The sequence below is a fragment of the Sporosarcina luteola genome (assembly GCF_023715535.1).
Taxonomy (GTDB): domain Bacteria; phylum Bacillota; class Bacilli; order Bacillales_A; family Planococcaceae; genus Sporosarcina; species Sporosarcina luteola_B.
The window spans coordinates 113,528-129,844 of the sequence record NZ_JAMBOI010000005.1; the positions used below are offsets into that span (position 1 = coordinate 113,528).

Sequence of the window (16,317 nt, forward strand, 5' to 3'; positions counted from 1 at the left end):
CTTGCTTTTTTTCACCGTATATTGTAAAAGTTCTATCACACACTAGCTTTAATGGAGGTGTGTACTAAAATGAATTCGCTTTTTGAAGCAATTTCTAAAATTGCTCTTGGGGAAATGATGCTTAGAACAACTTTTGCTTTTATCATTCTAATGATACTCGCAAGATTGATGGGAAAGAAACAGATCTCACAGCTAACTTTTTTCCATTACGTTACGGGGATTACAATCGGTTCCATTGCAGCTGAGATCTCTGCCCAAACGGAAACCCCTTTTTTCGATGGTGCCGTCGCAATGATTTGGTGGGCTGTATTAACCGTGTTTGTGAATTTATTAACCATTAAATCGAAAAAAGCGAGAATTTTATTCGATGATCAACCGACCATCGTCATACACAGAGGGAAAATTAGTGAACAAGGGATGAAAAAGGCCCGTCTCACATTGAACGATCTCAATATGATGCTCCGTGAGCAAAGCATATTCGCTGTTGCAGACGTTAACTATGCGATTCTCGAAACGAACGGCCAATTAAGTGTCATGAAAAAGGCGGCCCAAGAGACTGCAACACGCAAAGACGTGAAAGCACCTGGCAATGAGCCAAAATATATACCAACAGAAATTATTTCGGATGGGAAATTAATTAAAGAAAACTTGACTGAATTGAAGCTGACTGAAGAATGGGTTTATGAACAGCTGAAGAAAAATGGGTTCAGTAAAGTGGAGCAAGTCTATTATGCGGAAATACTGACTGATGGTACTTTGCATATTGATCAGCGAACTGAAAAGAAATAGATAGTGTAAGGGGTGTTTCAATATGAGGGGAAGCTTGTTTTGCCCCTCATATTCAATTAACGGAAACGACCAAAAACCCCGATTCGCATATTTTTCATGGTATAATGAATGACAGTCATTCAGTGGAGAGGCGGACGGTAATTGGATAAGAAGGAAAGAATCATAAAAGCGGCCATAGAAGTTTTTCGCAAGCAAGGCATCGAAAAGACGAAGATATCCGATATCGTGAAAGTGGCAGGGATTGCTCAAGGAACTTTCTATTTATATTTCCCATCTAAATTGTCACTCATGCCGGCAATTGCCGAAGTGATGGTCGCAAAAACGTTAGAGATTGTGACGGATACAGTATCGGATAACGCACCGTTCCCAAAACGGATGGAGCAGCTTGTTGATGCGATTTTCGAAGTGAATGAAGAGTATCACGAAATTCAAGCACTTATCTATTCAGGTTTAGCATCGACAGAGCACTTGAAAAATTGGGAGACCGTATATGCGCCATTTTATAAGTGGGTGAGTGAAGGCCTTCAACAAGCAATTGATGAAGGTGTAATCCGGGATTCAGTAAAACCCGATCGGACGGCGAAGCTTGTTATCGGTCTCATCGAATCTGCTGCGGAACAAATTTATTTATACGATACAGACAAGGAAGATGAAGCGGTCATTCAAAAGAATGAAGTGAAGAATTTCTTGAAACATGCCCTTGCATATTAATGCCTTTTATTATTGGCAATATTCCTTTGACAACTTGTCATTTCACAAATGAATGACAGTCAGTCACCCACCCAGTTAGGAGAAAATATTATGAACAAATCATGGATTTATGTAGCGCTAACAAGCTTTTTCGAGTTGGTCTGGATTTTCGGTTTCAATGTTGCCTCCGAATGGTGGCATTGGATTCCAATCGTGTTTTTCATCTTCGTCGATTTTCATTTCTTGGCGAAAGCCTGTGAAAACCTTCCGACGGGTACCGTATATGCCATCTTTGCAGCAATCGGAACAGTTGGGACCGCATTGATGGATGTGTTTATATTCGGGGAAACCCTCGGAGCAGGCAAACTGTTTTTCATTGCCATTTTAGTTGTAGGCGTCATCGGACTGAAGATTGCTGACGGCGTGGATGAAAAGAAAGGATTGGTTAAGTGATGGGCTGGTTATTTGTAGTCGCAGCGGCAATAAGCGAGCTTGTCGGAGTTGTCGGGTTGAATAAATATAGTGAACAGAAGACATTCACCAATACCATTTTGTTCGGCGGAGGATTTGGAGCAGCATTCGCATTTCTCTATATGTCGTTCAATTATTTGCAAGTAAGCACTGCATACGCAGTGTGGATTGGCATAGGAACTGCAGGTGCAGTATTGATCAATATGCTATTTTTCGGTGAATCAAGAAGCATAGGACGTATCGCCAGCCTACTTTTGATAGTTATCGGCGTTGTTGGATTGAAGGCGTTATCGTGAATAGTAGAAAGCGGGGAACAACTTAGAGAAAGTTGCTTCCCCGCTTGTTTTCATTCCTGTAAGGAATGAAAACAGGTTCGGAGATTACTCTTAGTTGATTGGAGTGGAAGCCGGCGACTCCTTGGGGATCAGCGTGAGAGGAGAGACCCCGGAGAGGAGCGAAGCGGAACGAGGAGGCTCCGCACGCCCCCAGGAAAGCGTCCGGCTGTAACGCAAATCAACGGGTGTTAATAGTATCCAAGATATGGTCACTATTGTTTAGGAATACATATTCAAATTACAACAATAAAACACGGAAAATAATAACGCACAGAAACTATTTCTCCCCATTAACCGTTCCCGTTAAGAAACTAGAAGTCCTATTTTAAAGATCGGTTACATAATCACCCAATCCCTCTCAATAGCTACCCGCTTCAATCGCTCTTCAGGTCTAACAGCAACCGGATTTCCAACGAGCTCAAGTACAGGAAGGTCGGAATAGCTGTCCCCATATGCAAAGCTTTGCTTCCAGTCAATTTCGTTGCCTTTCAACGACTCCATAATCTTCTCGGTTTTGCGTTTCCCTTGGATAGGATAAATGGCGGAGTCTTTGTCAAATACGCCATTTGCAGTAAACGGTATGTCAGTACCAATAATTGTATCAAACTTAATGCCTTCCGTTACAGAATGTAGTAGTGGAGTATAAGCGCCGGATACAAGCATGACATGCATATCATCGTTATGATGCTGTTGAACCCTCGTCACAACTTCCGCGTTGAAATGCTGCCGCATGTTCTCTTTTACTTCCTCAAAGTAATTGTTGAGCTCGGATTTCGATAACGAGTCTAATGTATTTGCGTAAATTTGCATAGATCCTTCTCTCATCTTTGCTTCGGGAACGAGTTTCATTTTGTACCCAATATATAGTGGGAGAATTTTACGAAAGAAAGATTTATACTTCGAGCGGTGTGTTGGATGCTGCTTCAAATGCTCCATTAATAATTGAAAAGTTTCCTTCGAATATAGCGTCCCATCAAAATCGAATATTGCTACTTTCATCATATACATCCCCCTAATAATACAAACACATTTACCTTTGATGATACAGCGTTTGAAATCAAAGGGCAATTTGTGGATAATTGAAGAAGAGAGTGAGGAGACTGGACATGCATAAGAATCAAAAGAAGAAAAGGGAAGATTCCTTTCAGTTTTCAGTAAATGAAGAAGCGGAACTATTGCCGTTTTTATTGGAAAACATGAAAAAGAACAGCCGGAATTCCGTCAAGTCAATGTTGACGAGAGGGCAGGTCTCCGTTAACGGCAGGGCAGTGACGAAACATAACCATCAACTGCTGCCTGGACATAAAGTGGAAATCCTTGCGAATAAGGCAGCTTTGAATGAAAGCAAACTGACAGGGTTGGAAATTATTTATGAGGATGACGCGATCATCGTTGTCGATAAGGAAGCCAGTCTCTTATCGATGGCTGCAAAAGATAAAAACGAAAGAACAGCATTCAGTGAAGTATCGGCTTATGTTAAAAGACAGGATCCAGGGCAGCGGGTCTTTATCGTCCACCGACTGGACCGCGATACGTCAGGTGTCCTCTTATTCGCGAAAAGCGAACAAGTGAAGATTACACTGCAGGATAATTGGGATGAAATGGTGAAAGAAAGGATCTATACGGCATTAGTTGAAGGGAATGTCCGAAAAGAGTCAGACACGATCAAATCCTGGTTAAAGGAAACGAGGACGTTCAAAGTCTACTCGAACCCGACAGACAACGGAGGCCAACTGGCAATCACCCACTACCGGAAAATAAAATCGAACCGTCAATATTCATTGCTGGAAGTCAAATTGGAAACAGGTCGCAAAAACCAAATCCGTGTGCACATGGAGGAAATTGGACATCCAGTTGTAGGAGACAAAAAGTACGGCTCCACCGTCAACCCAATTAAAAGGTTGGGCTTGCATGCGACAGCATTAACAATCGTACACCCGGTAACAAATGAAGAAATGAAATTCGAGTCGCAAATCCCTTCATCTTTTATCAATAAATCGTTGTAAGAGCTGTATTGTTTCACTTTGTTTATTTAAAAAAGCTGCCTTGACATTGCGTCAAGGCAGCTTTTCCTTATTGGACCGTATTATTCGGCATTCCTGGCTGACCTACTGTTGCAAACGCATTTAAAATCGATTGCATATCCTGTTGAGCCAACTGAGGCACTTGGTAATAATGGTGTTTGTTTTGATAAATCGAAAGCTCATACGCCATCTCAATGCAGTTCGGCACTGAATCCGCCAGTACACGTCTGACGACCGGGTTTGTCGATTCTAGAGCAGCCATTGTTTTTGCCGTCGCATTTGTTTTTGCGGAATTAAGAAGGAAGCCCGAAATCATTTCATCATTAATCTCGTTTGCATTTTGCATCGGCTTCTTCGGCTGTGACGGCTTCATGCCGTAAACAAAATCATTTCCCTGCTTCATTTTGTAGCTGCTTGTCGGATGGGAAGGATCCATGCCCGTCTTGAAACATTCCACTGTTATATTGTATTCATCCAAAGTGAAACGGTATTGCCTATCCAAAATATCGAGCAACTCGGGGTCTTTAACATGGGGGCGTAAAATCATTGCCTGGTTTAATGTGGCGACAGCGCCTGAAAGCATCTCATGAACATCGAAAACCTCATGTCCTCCATGGTTCATCTGTGGCGGGACGGTTCCTGTGTGCATGTTTTGATGTGTTTCACCAAATTGATTTTGCGTCAAAATAGGTTTCCTCCTTTTGTAGATGATTTTCAATCGTCAGTAGTATGGCTTCAAAGAGACGGTGTATGCGTGTAAAAATTTTAAAATGCGCATAATCCCTTGTCTTTAAAAATAGCATGGGATAAAGGACATTTTGTCAACGAAAGGAAGTGGATAAAATTGCTGATACATGTCGTGCAACAAGGGCAAAGTTTATATGGAATCGGGCAAACTTATGGAATCCCCTATGAGCAAATCGCTAGTGCGAATGAGTTGACTAATCCTTCCCGTATCGTTGTTGGGCAAGCTCTCGTCATTCCGATCACCGGTAGTTATCATTGGGTGCTGCCCGGACAATCACTGTATGTGATTTCCAGGTTATATGGAACGACAGTGGAAGAGCTAGCCAGAGCCAATGGCATTTCACCAAACAGCATTTTGCAGATTGGCCAACGATTGTCTCTTCCTCAAAGAAGAAAACCGGTCATTGATACCTTTCTTTATGTAGAGCCGAGGGAAGCGATTCTGGATGTAATCGTTCAAGAAGTGAGAAACAGAGTAGAGGATTTGACGTATTTAGGGATGTTCAGCTATGAAGCACAGCGTGACGGCTCATTGAAAGCCCCGCCAATTGATGATATCCCAGAAATTGCGGCAAGAGCAGGGACGTTGAATGCGATGGTCATCAGCAACTTGGAGAATTTTGCCTTCAGTGGGGATCTGGCAAATGTCTTCTTTACGAATCAAACGGTACAGAACCGATTATTTGAAAATATTGTTCAAACCGCGAAAAGGTTTGGCTTTAGTGACATTCATTTTGATTTTGAATTTATTAGGCCAGCGGATAGGGAATTGTATAATACTTTTCTGAGGAATGCGCGTGCACGCTTCCATCCGGCCGGATTGACGTTATCCAGTGCACTGCCTCCTAAATCGAGTCCCGCTCTGACAGGGGTCTATGGCGGCATTGACTTCAAAGCACACGGGGAAATATGCGATTTTGTCACTTTGATGACGTACGAATGGGGATATTCATATAGTGACCCACAGCCCGTGAGCCCAATTAATCAAGTTCGTCGAGTTGTGGAATTTGCAGTCAGCCAAATCCCAACGGAAAAGATTTTCCTTGGGCAGAATTTATACGGCTATGACTGGACATTCCCATACCCGCCCGAAACAGGAATCGCGGCAAAAGCACTTAGTCCACAGCAGGCAATCAATTTAGCGATTACTCAAAATGCGAATATCCAGTATGATGCTACTGCCCAGGCGCCGTTCTTCCTTTATTGGGATAATAATGGAGTCCGTCATGACGTCTGGTTCGAAGATGCACGCAGCATCCAAGCTAAATTCAATTTGATTAAGGAATTTAACTTACGTGGAATTATGTATTGGAAGCTAGGATTAGCATTCCCTCAAAACTGGCTGCTACTCACTGATAACTTCACAGTGCGAAAGCGATAATATGAAAAAAAACAAACCATATGTGCATACTGCACATATGGTTTGTTTGATGGAACAACTATTATTCTTTTGAAATATAATTTATTACGCTTTGGAAAATGTCTACATCCGGATTGATCAACAGAGCAGGTAGGAATGCGAAAGCCATTACAATCACTAAATTGGCTCCTATTACAGTTCGCAGAATTTTGCTGAATTTCATAAAGCATCTCCTCTTTCTCTTTGTAGTTGTTTTCCAAATCGCAGGTAACTGGGCTCTTGATAAGCCTACTAATAATCTATGTTTGGAAATATGTAAATGATTTTATTTTTGTGCGACGAATTTCGACAAAATTTAGTAAATTGACACATAATACAAGGATGGACTACAGTAAACAGAAAAAGATGTTGTATATATTCATAATTTCAGTAATACTTAATAAAACGAAGAAACGATTTTGAAATATTAATTTTCACGATATTGATAGACACCATACAATTTTTTCTTCGCGATTTATCGAGAAAGGATGAGGCTAATGACAAATATGGAGAACTCCCGAGGCAACCGTAGCCGGGCAAATGACTACGTCCATGAAGTATATGAATTGGTGAAGAGAAGAAATCCGGATGAAAAGGAATTTCTGCAAGCAACGAGGGAGATATTCGATTCACTTCGACCTGTCTTTGCCAAACATCCTGAATACATTCGAAATGGAATCCTTGAACGAATCACAGAGCCTGAGCGGATCATTTCATTTCGTGTCGCTTGGGAAGACGATAAAGGGAAAGTTCATGTCAACCGTGGTTATCGCGTGCAATTCAATAGCGACCTTGGTCCATATAAAGGCGGCATCCGCTTCCATCCTTCCGTGAACAATAGCATTATGAAGTTTTTAGCGTTCGAACAGATATTCAAAAATGCATTGACAGGACAGCCGATCGGAGCGGGAAAAGGAGGCTCGGACTTTGATCCGAAAGGGAAGTCCGAGAGGGAAATCATGCGTTTCACGCAAAGCTTCATGACCGAGTTAAGCAAGCATATCGGCCCCGATAGTGACGTGCCTGCGGGAGATATCGGCGTCGGTAAACGGGAAATCGGCTATATGTTTGGTCAGTATAACCGGTTGAAAGGCGGTTACGAGGCTGGAGTCCTGACGGGAAAGGATCCGAAACATGGCGGTTCGCTTGGAAGAAAAGAAGCGACGGGATATGGCACCGTCTATTTCGTCGAAGAGATGTTGAATGAAAACGGGCTCTCCTTCAAAGAGAGCACGGTCGTTGTCTCGGGATCCGGAAATGTATCAACGTATGCCATTGAAAAGGCCCAACAACTTGGAGCGAAAGTCATCGCATGCAGCGACTCGGCCGGCTATATCTATGATAAAAACGGCATTAATCTCGACACTGTAAAGCAGTTGAAAGAAGTTGAAAACAAACGGATTTGGGAATACACGAAGGAGCATCCGGACGCAGAGTACCATGATGATTGTTCAGCAATCTGGTCGATTCCTTGTGATATCGCACTTCCTTGTGCAACGCAAAATGAAATCGATGAAATTGCAGCACATATGCTCATCGCTAATGGACTGAAAGCGCTTGGTGAAGGCGCTAATATGCCGTGCAATATTGAAGCAATTGATATTTTTCTCGAAAATAACATCCTCTTTGCCCCCGCAAAAGCAGCTAATGCAGGAGGAGTAGCTGTTTCTGCAATGGAAATGTCGCAAAACAGCATGCGCCTTGCTTGGACGGAAGAAGAAGTAGACATGCGCTTGAAAACGGTCATGGAAAACATCTATACAAGTTGCAAAGACGCTGCTGAACGGTTTGGAAAACCGGGCAATCTTGTCATGGGCGCCAACATTGCAGGCTTCCTGAAAGTTGCAGATGCGATGGTGGCACACGGAATAAGATGATTAGTAGAAACTACCTTACAACAGAATGTGAGGTAGTTTTTTTCATCCCGGAAATTAATTTTTCATTCAAATCTATTGATATTCAAATTATATGTGGTATTATAAAAATACATAAAGATGAATAAAGATACAGAATGATGTATAGAGGAGGATAAATGTATGGGAAATAAAAAAGTCGTTTTAGCGTATTCTGGTGGTCTTGATACTTCGGTGGCAGTACAGTGGTTGACGGATAAAGGGTATGATGTGGTTGCTTGCTGCTTGGATGTCGGTGAAGGGAAAGACTTGCACTTCATCCAACAGAAAGCGCTGCAAGTCGGTGCGGTAAACAGTTATGTCATCGATGCGAAAGAGGAGTTTGCGCAGGAGTATGCATTGCTTGCTTTGCAGGCTCGCACATATTACGAAGACAAATATCCTCTCGTATCGGCGCTCTCACGTCCACTGATTTCCAAAAAGCTTGTTGAAGTGGCGCATAAGGAAAATGCGACTGCGGTAGCTCATGGCTGTACGGGGAAAGGGAATGACCAGGTGCGTTTTGAAGTGGCAATCAAAGCACTTGACCCAACGCTTGAGGTCATCGCACCTGTCCGTGAATGGAGCTGGTCGCGCGAAGAGGAGATCGCTTACGCGAAAGAGAAGAATATCCCGATTCCAATTAATCTAGACAGCCCTTATTCCATCGACCAGAATTTATGGGGGCGTAGCAATGAATGCGGGATCTTGGAAGACCCATGGGCTGCGCCACCTGAAGAGGCATTCGGATTGACAGTGTCAATCGAAGACGCTCCGGATCAAGCGGATGTCATTGAAATTGAATTTGAAAAAGGGGTACCGGTCAGCATTGACGGAAAAAAGTACCCATTGAGTGAACTAATTTTGAAATTAAATGAAGTAGCTGGAAAGCACGGAGTCGGCAGAATCGATCATGTCGAAAACCGTCTCGTTGGCATCAAATCCCGTGAAGTGTATGAATGTCCTGGTGCCATTACGCTATTAAAAGCGCATAAGGAATTGGAAGACATTACACTCGTTAAAGATGTCGCTCACTTTAAGCCGCTCGTATCGCAAAAACTTAGTGAACTGATCTATAATGGCTTGTGGTTTTCACCGCTGAGAAACGCGTTGGAAGCCTTCGTCAAAGAGACGCAGCAATACGTCAATGGGGTTGTCCGTGTGAAATTATTCAAAGGGCATGCAATCGTAGAAGGCAGAAAATCAGCAAACTCCCTTTACGATGAAAAATTGGCGACGTATACGTCAGATGACGAATTCGACCAATCGGCAGCTGTTGGCTTCATACAACTATGGGGTCTGCCGACAGAGGTCCATAGCTCGGTGAATAAAAAGCAAAAAGTGAAGAACTGATTTACCAAGCCTTCTGCAGTTAAATGCAGAAGGCTTTTTAATGAGTAGTAAATAACTACTAAACTTGCTGACTAGATATTACTAATCAATTTACGAAATAAGGAACATTTATCCTTTTAATGTAGTAAAATTTGTATGAGATTACCAATCTTTGAAGATATTTATGATGGGGAGGAAATTCAGTGGAGAATGTTCAAGAAACGAAAGCAAAGAGGAAATCGCCCGTACTATTGATTGTCGTGTTGACAGCCGTACTAGTAATTGGTGCTGGAGCCGTTTCCGCTTTCTTTTTATTTAACAAATCGCCAAAAGTCAAATACTTGTTGGCCGAAACAAAGACGTTCACTCAAGTCGGAGACCTTTTCGAAGAGCGTTATAAAAACGAGGTAGATTGGCTGAATGTCCAAAAGGCAAAGCCGGTTGAAACTACATATGATCTATCTGCAGAATGGGATGATCCGAGCGCGGGCTATGATATGGTCGAAATGCAGAGGATTCTCAATAACACCATATTCTCCATGACGCAAGTGAAGGATCCTGTGGAAAAGGAATGGGAAATGAATTTCAGAGGGAAATTCGGAAGTGTTTCATCGGAATTCGTGACATTGTATTTTACACCTGAAAAGATGATGGCGGCATTGCCGTTCACGGATAAGCTGTTGTTTTTCATGGATGAGGACTTCGGAAAAATGATGAGGGAAACTGACGCATTTTACGAAGGGCCGGAGAAGCTTGGGCTATCCCGCCTGTTTGAAGAGCAATTTTCCATGGACGGAGAATTCCAGAAATACGTGAAAGAGGAGTATATGGAATACCTCTATCATGAGCTGCCTGAGGATGCGTTCACAAGTGAAAAAGAAGAGATTGATGTATTCGGTAAGAAGATGAAGACTGAAAAAGTGAACATGAATCTTTCCGAAGAACAAGTAAAGTCCCTTTTAGTGGATCTCTTCAAGAAAGCGCGTGATGATGAAAAATTGAAGGCGCTTTTGAAAGAACAAATTGCATTTTCTACAATGACTGATGATGTTTCCGATCAAAAACTGACAGAGTTGATTGGTGATTTTGAGGATTCAATGGATGAAGCGATTAAAGAAGTCAATGGATGGCATATTCCGAATGGGATCGAATCAACGATCTGGCATAAGTCGAACAGCATTGTAAAGCGGGAATTCGCTATGTCGATCGGTGAAACCCAAGGTGAAATCGCCACATTGAAGTTCGAAGGTGTCCAATTATTGGAGAAAACCGGACAGAAATGGGATTATTCATTCACAGGCACGGACCCTCAAATGCAGGAAGAGAAGATCGTCAATTTCAAGGGTGACTTAACGTGGAAAGACGGGAAGTCGGACGATACGATTACGATCAACGCGGAAGATGTTTCCATTACGTATAAAGGGAAAGAAGAGCTGAATGGGAAAGACCGTACATTCAACCGGGAAATCGCTGTTGCCGACGAAGGCTTCTCTCCTAAACTTGTTTGGAGCGGAAAAGCGGCTCATGAAAAAGATTCGATGAAGGCGGATCACGAGTTCACAATCATCGACCCATCCGAAGCCATCTCTACATCTGATATTTACTTCCGCTTGAAACAGGAAGGGAAAATCGTGAAAAAAGTGGAGATGCCGGATGAATCCAAAAACGCTGTGAATATCGGCAAGATGAACAGTGACGAAATGGATGACCTTGGAGAAGAGTTGGCTCGAGAGTTTGAGAAGTGGGTTACTGAACTGATGGGCGACCTCCAAAGTGAGCTTGAAAACTTCTGATGATTGGAAGTGGACTGGATGCAATCGATACGGAAAATATTGTTTTTTACGAATGAAAACTTGAAACAGCTGAAGAAGAAGCGGGCGACCCTTCTTCTTCTTTTTCTATTTCCAGTTATTTTGATCGGATTGTTAGTCGGGCTTGCTGCGAGTTTACTCATTCCAGCCGAGAACTCTCCGATCCGCGTTGCATTGATTGATGAGGATCAAACGAAGGAATCGAAGCTGATCAGCTCGTTGCTGACGGAGACGGCAAGTGGACAAAATTACATAGAAATTTTTCCTGCGTCAAGAGAGGAAGCAGAGCAATTAATTGGCAAGAACGAAATTAGCACTTCTTTTTCATTGCCGAAAAATTTTACTGTCGATCTGTACGAGGGAGAATCGGTGACAATTCCTATGGTAGGTAACCCATCCAGACCAATCGACAGCTTCATTGCGAAACAGCTAGTCGATAGTTTGGCGAGATACATTGCTGCCGCACAAGCGAATATTTTGGTGATCAATGACTATGCAAAGGAGACTCCGATGCCTCGCGAAGAGCGGATGGAGATGATGTTTGAGCAATTCGTCGATTTCACGCTCTTTACATTAGGCAAGGATAAACTGTTGGATGAAGAAGTATTGAAGAACTCGGCAACATCGTCGCCGATGAATTATTTTATGTTATCGGGTTGGTTCATCGTCTTTTCCGTTTGGCTGTTATCGTTTTACATCGTACTGGTTGATGTAGAGTCTAAGTCGATGGCCACTAGGATGAAACTACTTGGCGTCAGCGTTGGCCAGCGGGTGGCGGGGAGGTTGCTTGTTTCGTTACTCGTCAGTACACTGCTCGCTGGAGTTGCATTTTTCATACTGATTCATTTGCTGAAAATTGAATTTTACGCTGTGGACATGATGAGATTTGGTTTATTTACGTTGTTATACGCCTTCATTCTACTTTGTGGTATTGCAGTAATTGATACATGGCTTCCGTCTAAAAAGATTGGGCTGTTTTTGCAATGCATCTTTGTTTTTATCATCGTTCTCATGAGTGGGTCATTGATTCCGACATTGTATTTCCCACAGTCAATCCAAGGACTCCTTCCCTATTTATTCTCACCGATCGCCCTTGGGTGGATGATGGATCTAGTGCTGGAAGGCCGTAATTATGCAAATTACACATCCTTGGCTTTCTATTCGTCTATTGCATTTCTTGTCTTGTGTATGTCGCTTAGCTGGAAAGAGAGGTGGAGCCGATGATTCGAATGCCCGCACAATTTTTTCGGCTGAAAAAAGAATGGAAAAGTGTTGTTTTCTGGCTGCTCGCCCCGATTCTATTGACGCTTGTGGTTATGAAGACATTCGGTGCTTTACAGGAAGAGGCGAAGGTGCCGATTGTGCTTATCGTTGAAGACTCATCTCCGTTGGCAGAGCAATTGGCACTTGAAATTAAGAAAAACGACATGTTTTCTGTGCGTAGTATGGGGCTGGAAGATGCCCTGCATAAGTTGAAGCAGCACCAACTAGACAGTGTATTTGTCATCCGGGAAGGCTATGGGGAATCTGTGCTGGAAAATCGGCGGAATGGGCTGATTGACGCTTATTCTTCAAATCGATCTTTCGCATATCCGGCAATTTCAGAAACGGTCATGTCACTGGCCCAGCAGGACCTTGCCAGGTCGAGAGCTGCCTCGGTCATTCGGCAACTGTTCCATGAATATGGCATGGAAGATCAATGGAATTATGAAGAGATTATCGGCAGAAGTGAAGAAAAGCAAAAAAAAGAGAGCCTTCTTCGCACAAGTTTTTCATATGGCAAACAAACAGGTCCGTCTGAAGAACAACCAATCGAACTATTGAATAGCAGGGCGGTCTGGGCCTTTTTCACAATCATCTCCGCGTTTTTCCTGTTCGATTGGATGATTAAGGAAAGCCGTCCTTCCATGCAAGTGCGATGGCTCTATACGTCTACATCGTTTAAAAGTCATGCAGTACGGATGTTAGGCTTGTACTCATTATTGACGGTTTTATCAGATATCCTTGCTTTATTTGTTTTCCACTCTGTATTGGAGGAGACAGTCACCTTGTCTCTCATCCTACCGATGCTGGCATTCAGGGTGACATTGAATCTATTTGCCTTTTTGCTTGCGATAGTCTACCGCCAATTGTTTATGTACTACATGACAGGAATCGCCTCAGCGCTTTTATTGACCGTAACAGGTGGGGCTGTCGTGCCGCTCGATTCGTTGTCTAGAAGATGGGAATGGGTAGAGGTTATTAGTCCAGTGCGTTCACTGATGACGACTTCAATTCCAGTAGCCTGGCTTTTGTTGTTACTTGTAGTACTGGCATCTTGGTTAATGAAAGGGGGCAGACGAATTGCTTGAAGTGAAAGGTGTCCAAAAACGATACAAACGGAAAAGTGTATTGAAAGATGTTTCATTTCAAATGAAAGAAGGGGAAATTGTCGGCCTTGTCGGGGAGAACGGTGCCGGAAAATCAACATTATTGCAAATTTTGGCAACAGCAATGGAACCTACCGCTGGTGAATTGCGTTTAGATGGTAAGTGGTATGAGGATGATTTCAAGCAGTTACGGCAAATTATCGGTTATGTGCCCCAGGATATATCGGTTTGGGAAGAGTATACAGTCGAGGAGAATATGCGTTTTTTCGAAAAGCTTTCGTGGATAAGAAGGTCGCCGGAAGAGTGCAGGAACCTTTGTCTCGATATGCAGTTGACACAGTGGAAGGAACCGGTCCATTCGCTGTCCGGCGGAATGAAGCGCAAGCTCAATTTGGCGATCAGCCTATTACATGACCCAATACTTCTTTTATTGGATGAACCGACAGTCGGCATCGATTTGAAATCAAAAACGGAAATCGGCAGCTATTTGCTGAACCTTGCCAAAAAGGAAGGCAAAATGATTCTGTATACGTCGCATGACATGGATGAAATTACGAATGTGTGCGACCGTGTCTATTCGATCGGTGACGATCCGTTTTATCCAACGTTGCTGAAGGAACGAGGAATTGAAGTGGAACAGCTGACGTGACGGAATCAGCCATTTTTCACCCCGGCAACTCATATACTAAAATTGATTGAATAGGTGATCAAGTGAAGAAAACAAAGAGGTTGGGGATGACAATTGGAATTGCGGCAGTGCTGCTCGGCTTAGGAACTTGGCTGTTGTTGGGCAAGTGGATGACTGATGGAATGGAGCCGTTGGCGGATGGTTCGTTGGAATATGCCATCATCCTCGGGGCTAGGGTCAATGGGGAGACGCCGTCACTCACTTTGCGTTATCGATTGGAAGAAGCGCTCTCCTACGCGGAAGAATATCCTGACGTTAAATTCATCTTGTCAGGAGGCCAAGGTCCGGATGAAGATATTGCAGAAGGGGAAGCGATGCGAAGATATTTGACGGAGCATGGCGTGCAGGAAGAACGTCTGCTGCTTGAGACGGAGTCGACTTCGACGTATGAGAACATCCTTTATTCAAAAAGACTCCTGCCAGATGATGTCGAAGCAGTCACAATCATCACAAGTGATTTTCATTTGGCGAGGGCAAGGATGATTGCGGATAGCATGGATCTCGAGACAGACGCATTGCCTGCGAAGACACCGAAGTCAGTGGAAGCGAAGCACCACATAAGGGAACGTCTCGCACTAATCAAGACAGTCATTGTAGGAAAGTAATATTGCAAAGCAGCCCGCGTCCAAAGCGGGCTGTTTTGTTCTCAAAGAATGTGGTTCCGTGCTCAAAGACCATGGTATCGCGCTCAAAGACCGTGGTTCCGCGCTCAAAGCCCGTGGAATCGCGCTCAAAGAATGTGGAATCGCGCTCAAAGAATGCGGTATCGCGCTCAAAGCCCGCGGTATCGCGCTCAAAGCCCGTGGTTTAGCGCTCAAAGAACATGATCCCGCGCCCAAAGTAAGCAATTCCTCCGCCCAAAGCGCGCCACCATGCACGTTCCAATATGATTAAAATGCATCAATCGGATGGAAAGTCGGTTTCAACCCTTCAAACGTTGTAATATAATCAAAACCGATTGACCGCAACAGCTCCAGCGACTCCTTGAAATCGAAAGCGATATCTCCAGGCTTATGCGCATCAGATCCGAGCGTAATGATCTCCCCGCCGCATTCCTTATACAGCTTCAACACATCATCGCTCGGCAATCCGTTCGGCAACCCATAACGGACACCGGACGTATTCAACTCGATCCCTTTTCCAGCAGGGATGATCACATCAAATATTTCACGCAACACATCATGGAAATCATTTTCCACAGTTTTCGAAGCATACCGCTTGATTAAATCAACATGTCCTAAAATGGAATAGTTCGTAAAGTTCTTCACGCAATGCAGCAATTCATTGTAATACTTCAATGAGGCATCCTCTACGGTATTCCCCTTGAAAAGATCCCCATAATGCAAGCCTTTCCGCTCGACAGTATGCATCGAGCAAATGATGAAATCAAACGACTCCGCTTTCAGCATTTCATCGTAGCGTACCAACAAATGCGGCTGTACACCAATCTCGACGCCCTTCTTGATGCGAATCTTCCCATTAGACCGCTTGCGCAGTTCATCAATCCGCTCACCATATTTCCGTTTATCAAAATCAAATTCAATTGAATCTTCGGGATAATCATAATCGATATGTTCAGTAAAACAGATTTCTGAAAGGCCTTTTGCTATCGCCCCCTTCACCATCTCCTCCATATCAACATTACAATCTCCCGAAAATGAACTATGCATATGGTAATCAAACATAAAAAATCCTCCTATCAGTTGACAAATGAGAAAAATAGATTTATAGTACGTTATAACTTTAACGTAGTAAAGCAATGAAGTAAAG

At 43.3% G+C, this 16,317-nt stretch carries 17 protein-coding genes; 14 read left to right on the forward strand and 3 right to left on the reverse strand.

The genetic code is table 11. The annotated features are described in order from the left end of the window. The first annotated feature begins 69 nt into the window (after positions 1-69). From M3191_RS12030 to M3191_RS12045, 4 genes are all read left to right on the forward strand, one after another. Positions 70-789 (forward strand): YetF domain-containing protein, encoded by a 720-nt coding sequence (locus M3191_RS12030; RefSeq protein WP_251700624.1) that lies wholly within the window; start codon positions 70-72, stop codon positions 787-789. 141 nt (positions 790-930) lie between these two features. Beyond that, entirely contained in the window at positions 931-1,500 is a 570-nt protein-coding gene (locus M3191_RS12035) for a TetR family transcriptional regulator (RefSeq protein ID WP_251700625.1), read from the forward strand. Positions 1,501-1,590: 90 nt separating this feature from the next. After that, positions 1,591-1,932, forward strand: coding sequence for a DMT family transporter (locus M3191_RS12040; RefSeq protein WP_251694039.1), 342 nt, complete (start codon positions 1,591-1,593; stop codon positions 1,930-1,932). Next, entirely contained in the window at positions 1,932-2,246 is a 315-nt protein-coding gene (locus M3191_RS12045) for a DMT family transporter (protein WP_251700626.1), read from the forward strand. Before M3191_RS12040 ends, M3191_RS12045 begins: the two co-directional genes overlap by 1 nt. Positions 2,247-2,621: 375 nt before the next feature. Here M3191_RS12045 and M3191_RS12050 read toward each other — a convergent pair whose 3' ends face one another. Beyond that, positions 2,622-3,284, reverse strand: coding sequence for an HAD family hydrolase (locus tag M3191_RS12050; protein ID WP_251700627.1), 663 nt, complete (start codon positions 3,282-3,284; stop codon positions 2,622-2,624). A 107-nt stretch (positions 3,285-3,391) separates the two neighbouring features. Here M3191_RS12050 and M3191_RS12055 point away from each other — a divergent pair, with 107 nt between their 5' ends. Continuing rightward, complete coding sequence (locus tag M3191_RS12055; protein ID WP_251700628.1) at positions 3,392-4,291, forward strand: RluA family pseudouridine synthase; 900 nt, start codon at positions 3,392-3,394, stop codon at positions 4,289-4,291. Positions 4,292-4,358: 67 nt separating this feature from the next. Here the strand turns inward: M3191_RS12055 and M3191_RS12060 are convergent, their stop codons facing one another. Continuing rightward, complete coding sequence (locus M3191_RS12060) at positions 4,359-4,994, reverse strand: spore coat protein (protein WP_251700629.1); 636 nt, start codon at positions 4,992-4,994, stop codon at positions 4,359-4,361. 159 nt (positions 4,995-5,153) lie between these two features. Here M3191_RS12060 and M3191_RS12065 point away from each other — a divergent pair, with 159 nt between their 5' ends. From M3191_RS12065 to M3191_RS12105, 9 genes are all read left to right on the forward strand, one after another. Then, positions 5,154-6,437 carry a LysM peptidoglycan-binding domain-containing protein gene (locus M3191_RS12065; RefSeq protein WP_251700630.1) on the forward strand — a complete coding sequence of 428 codons (1,284 nt, stop codon included), beginning with the start codon at positions 5,154-5,156 and terminating at the stop codon, positions 6,435-6,437. Between the two features lie 515 nt (positions 6,438-6,952). Beyond that, on the forward strand, positions 6,953-8,332 hold the full coding sequence (gene gdhA / locus M3191_RS12070; protein WP_251700631.1) for an NADP-specific glutamate dehydrogenase: 1,380 nt from the start codon (positions 6,953-6,955) through the stop codon (positions 8,330-8,332). Positions 8,333-8,491: 159 nt separating this feature from the next. Beyond that, complete coding sequence (locus M3191_RS12075; RefSeq protein WP_251700632.1) at positions 8,492-9,700, forward strand: argininosuccinate synthase; 1,209 nt, start codon at positions 8,492-8,494, stop codon at positions 9,698-9,700. Between the two features lie 182 nt (positions 9,701-9,882). Continuing rightward, a complete protein-coding gene (locus M3191_RS12080; protein ID WP_251700633.1) occupies positions 9,883-11,472 on the forward strand; it encodes a DUF6583 family protein in 1,590 nt (529 codons plus the stop codon). Positions 11,473-11,490: 18 nt separating this feature from the next. Continuing rightward, the gene (locus M3191_RS12085) at positions 11,491-12,714 is read left to right on the forward strand and encodes an ABC transporter permease (protein ID WP_251700634.1); all 1,224 of its coding nucleotides are present in this window, start codon (positions 11,491-11,493) and stop codon (positions 12,712-12,714) included. Beyond that, positions 12,711-13,841: an ABC transporter permease gene (locus tag M3191_RS12090; RefSeq protein ID WP_251700635.1), complete on the forward strand. Its 1,131-nt coding sequence runs from the start codon at positions 12,711-12,713 to the stop codon at positions 13,839-13,841. Before M3191_RS12085 ends, M3191_RS12090 begins: the two co-directional genes overlap by 4 nt. A gap of 1 nt (position 13,842) precedes the next feature. Beyond that, a complete protein-coding gene (locus tag M3191_RS12095) occupies positions 13,843-14,508 on the forward strand; it encodes an ABC transporter ATP-binding protein (RefSeq protein WP_353056527.1) in 666 nt (221 codons plus the stop codon). A gap of 86 nt (positions 14,509-14,594) precedes the next feature. Next, complete coding sequence (locus tag M3191_RS12100; RefSeq protein WP_251700637.1) at positions 14,595-15,152, forward strand: YdcF family protein; 558 nt, start codon at positions 14,595-14,597, stop codon at positions 15,150-15,152. A 58-nt stretch (positions 15,153-15,210) separates the two neighbouring features. Then, the gene (locus M3191_RS12105) at positions 15,211-15,441 is read left to right on the forward strand and encodes a hypothetical protein (protein ID WP_251700638.1); all 231 of its coding nucleotides are present in this window, start codon (positions 15,211-15,213) and stop codon (positions 15,439-15,441) included. Here the strand turns inward: M3191_RS12105 and M3191_RS12110 are convergent. After that, complete coding sequence (locus M3191_RS12110) at positions 15,438-16,232, reverse strand: histidinol-phosphatase HisJ family protein (protein ID WP_251700639.1); 795 nt, start codon at positions 16,230-16,232, stop codon at positions 15,438-15,440. The genes M3191_RS12105 and M3191_RS12110 overlap by 4 nt on opposite strands. Positions 16,233-16,317 lie beyond the last annotated feature (85 nt).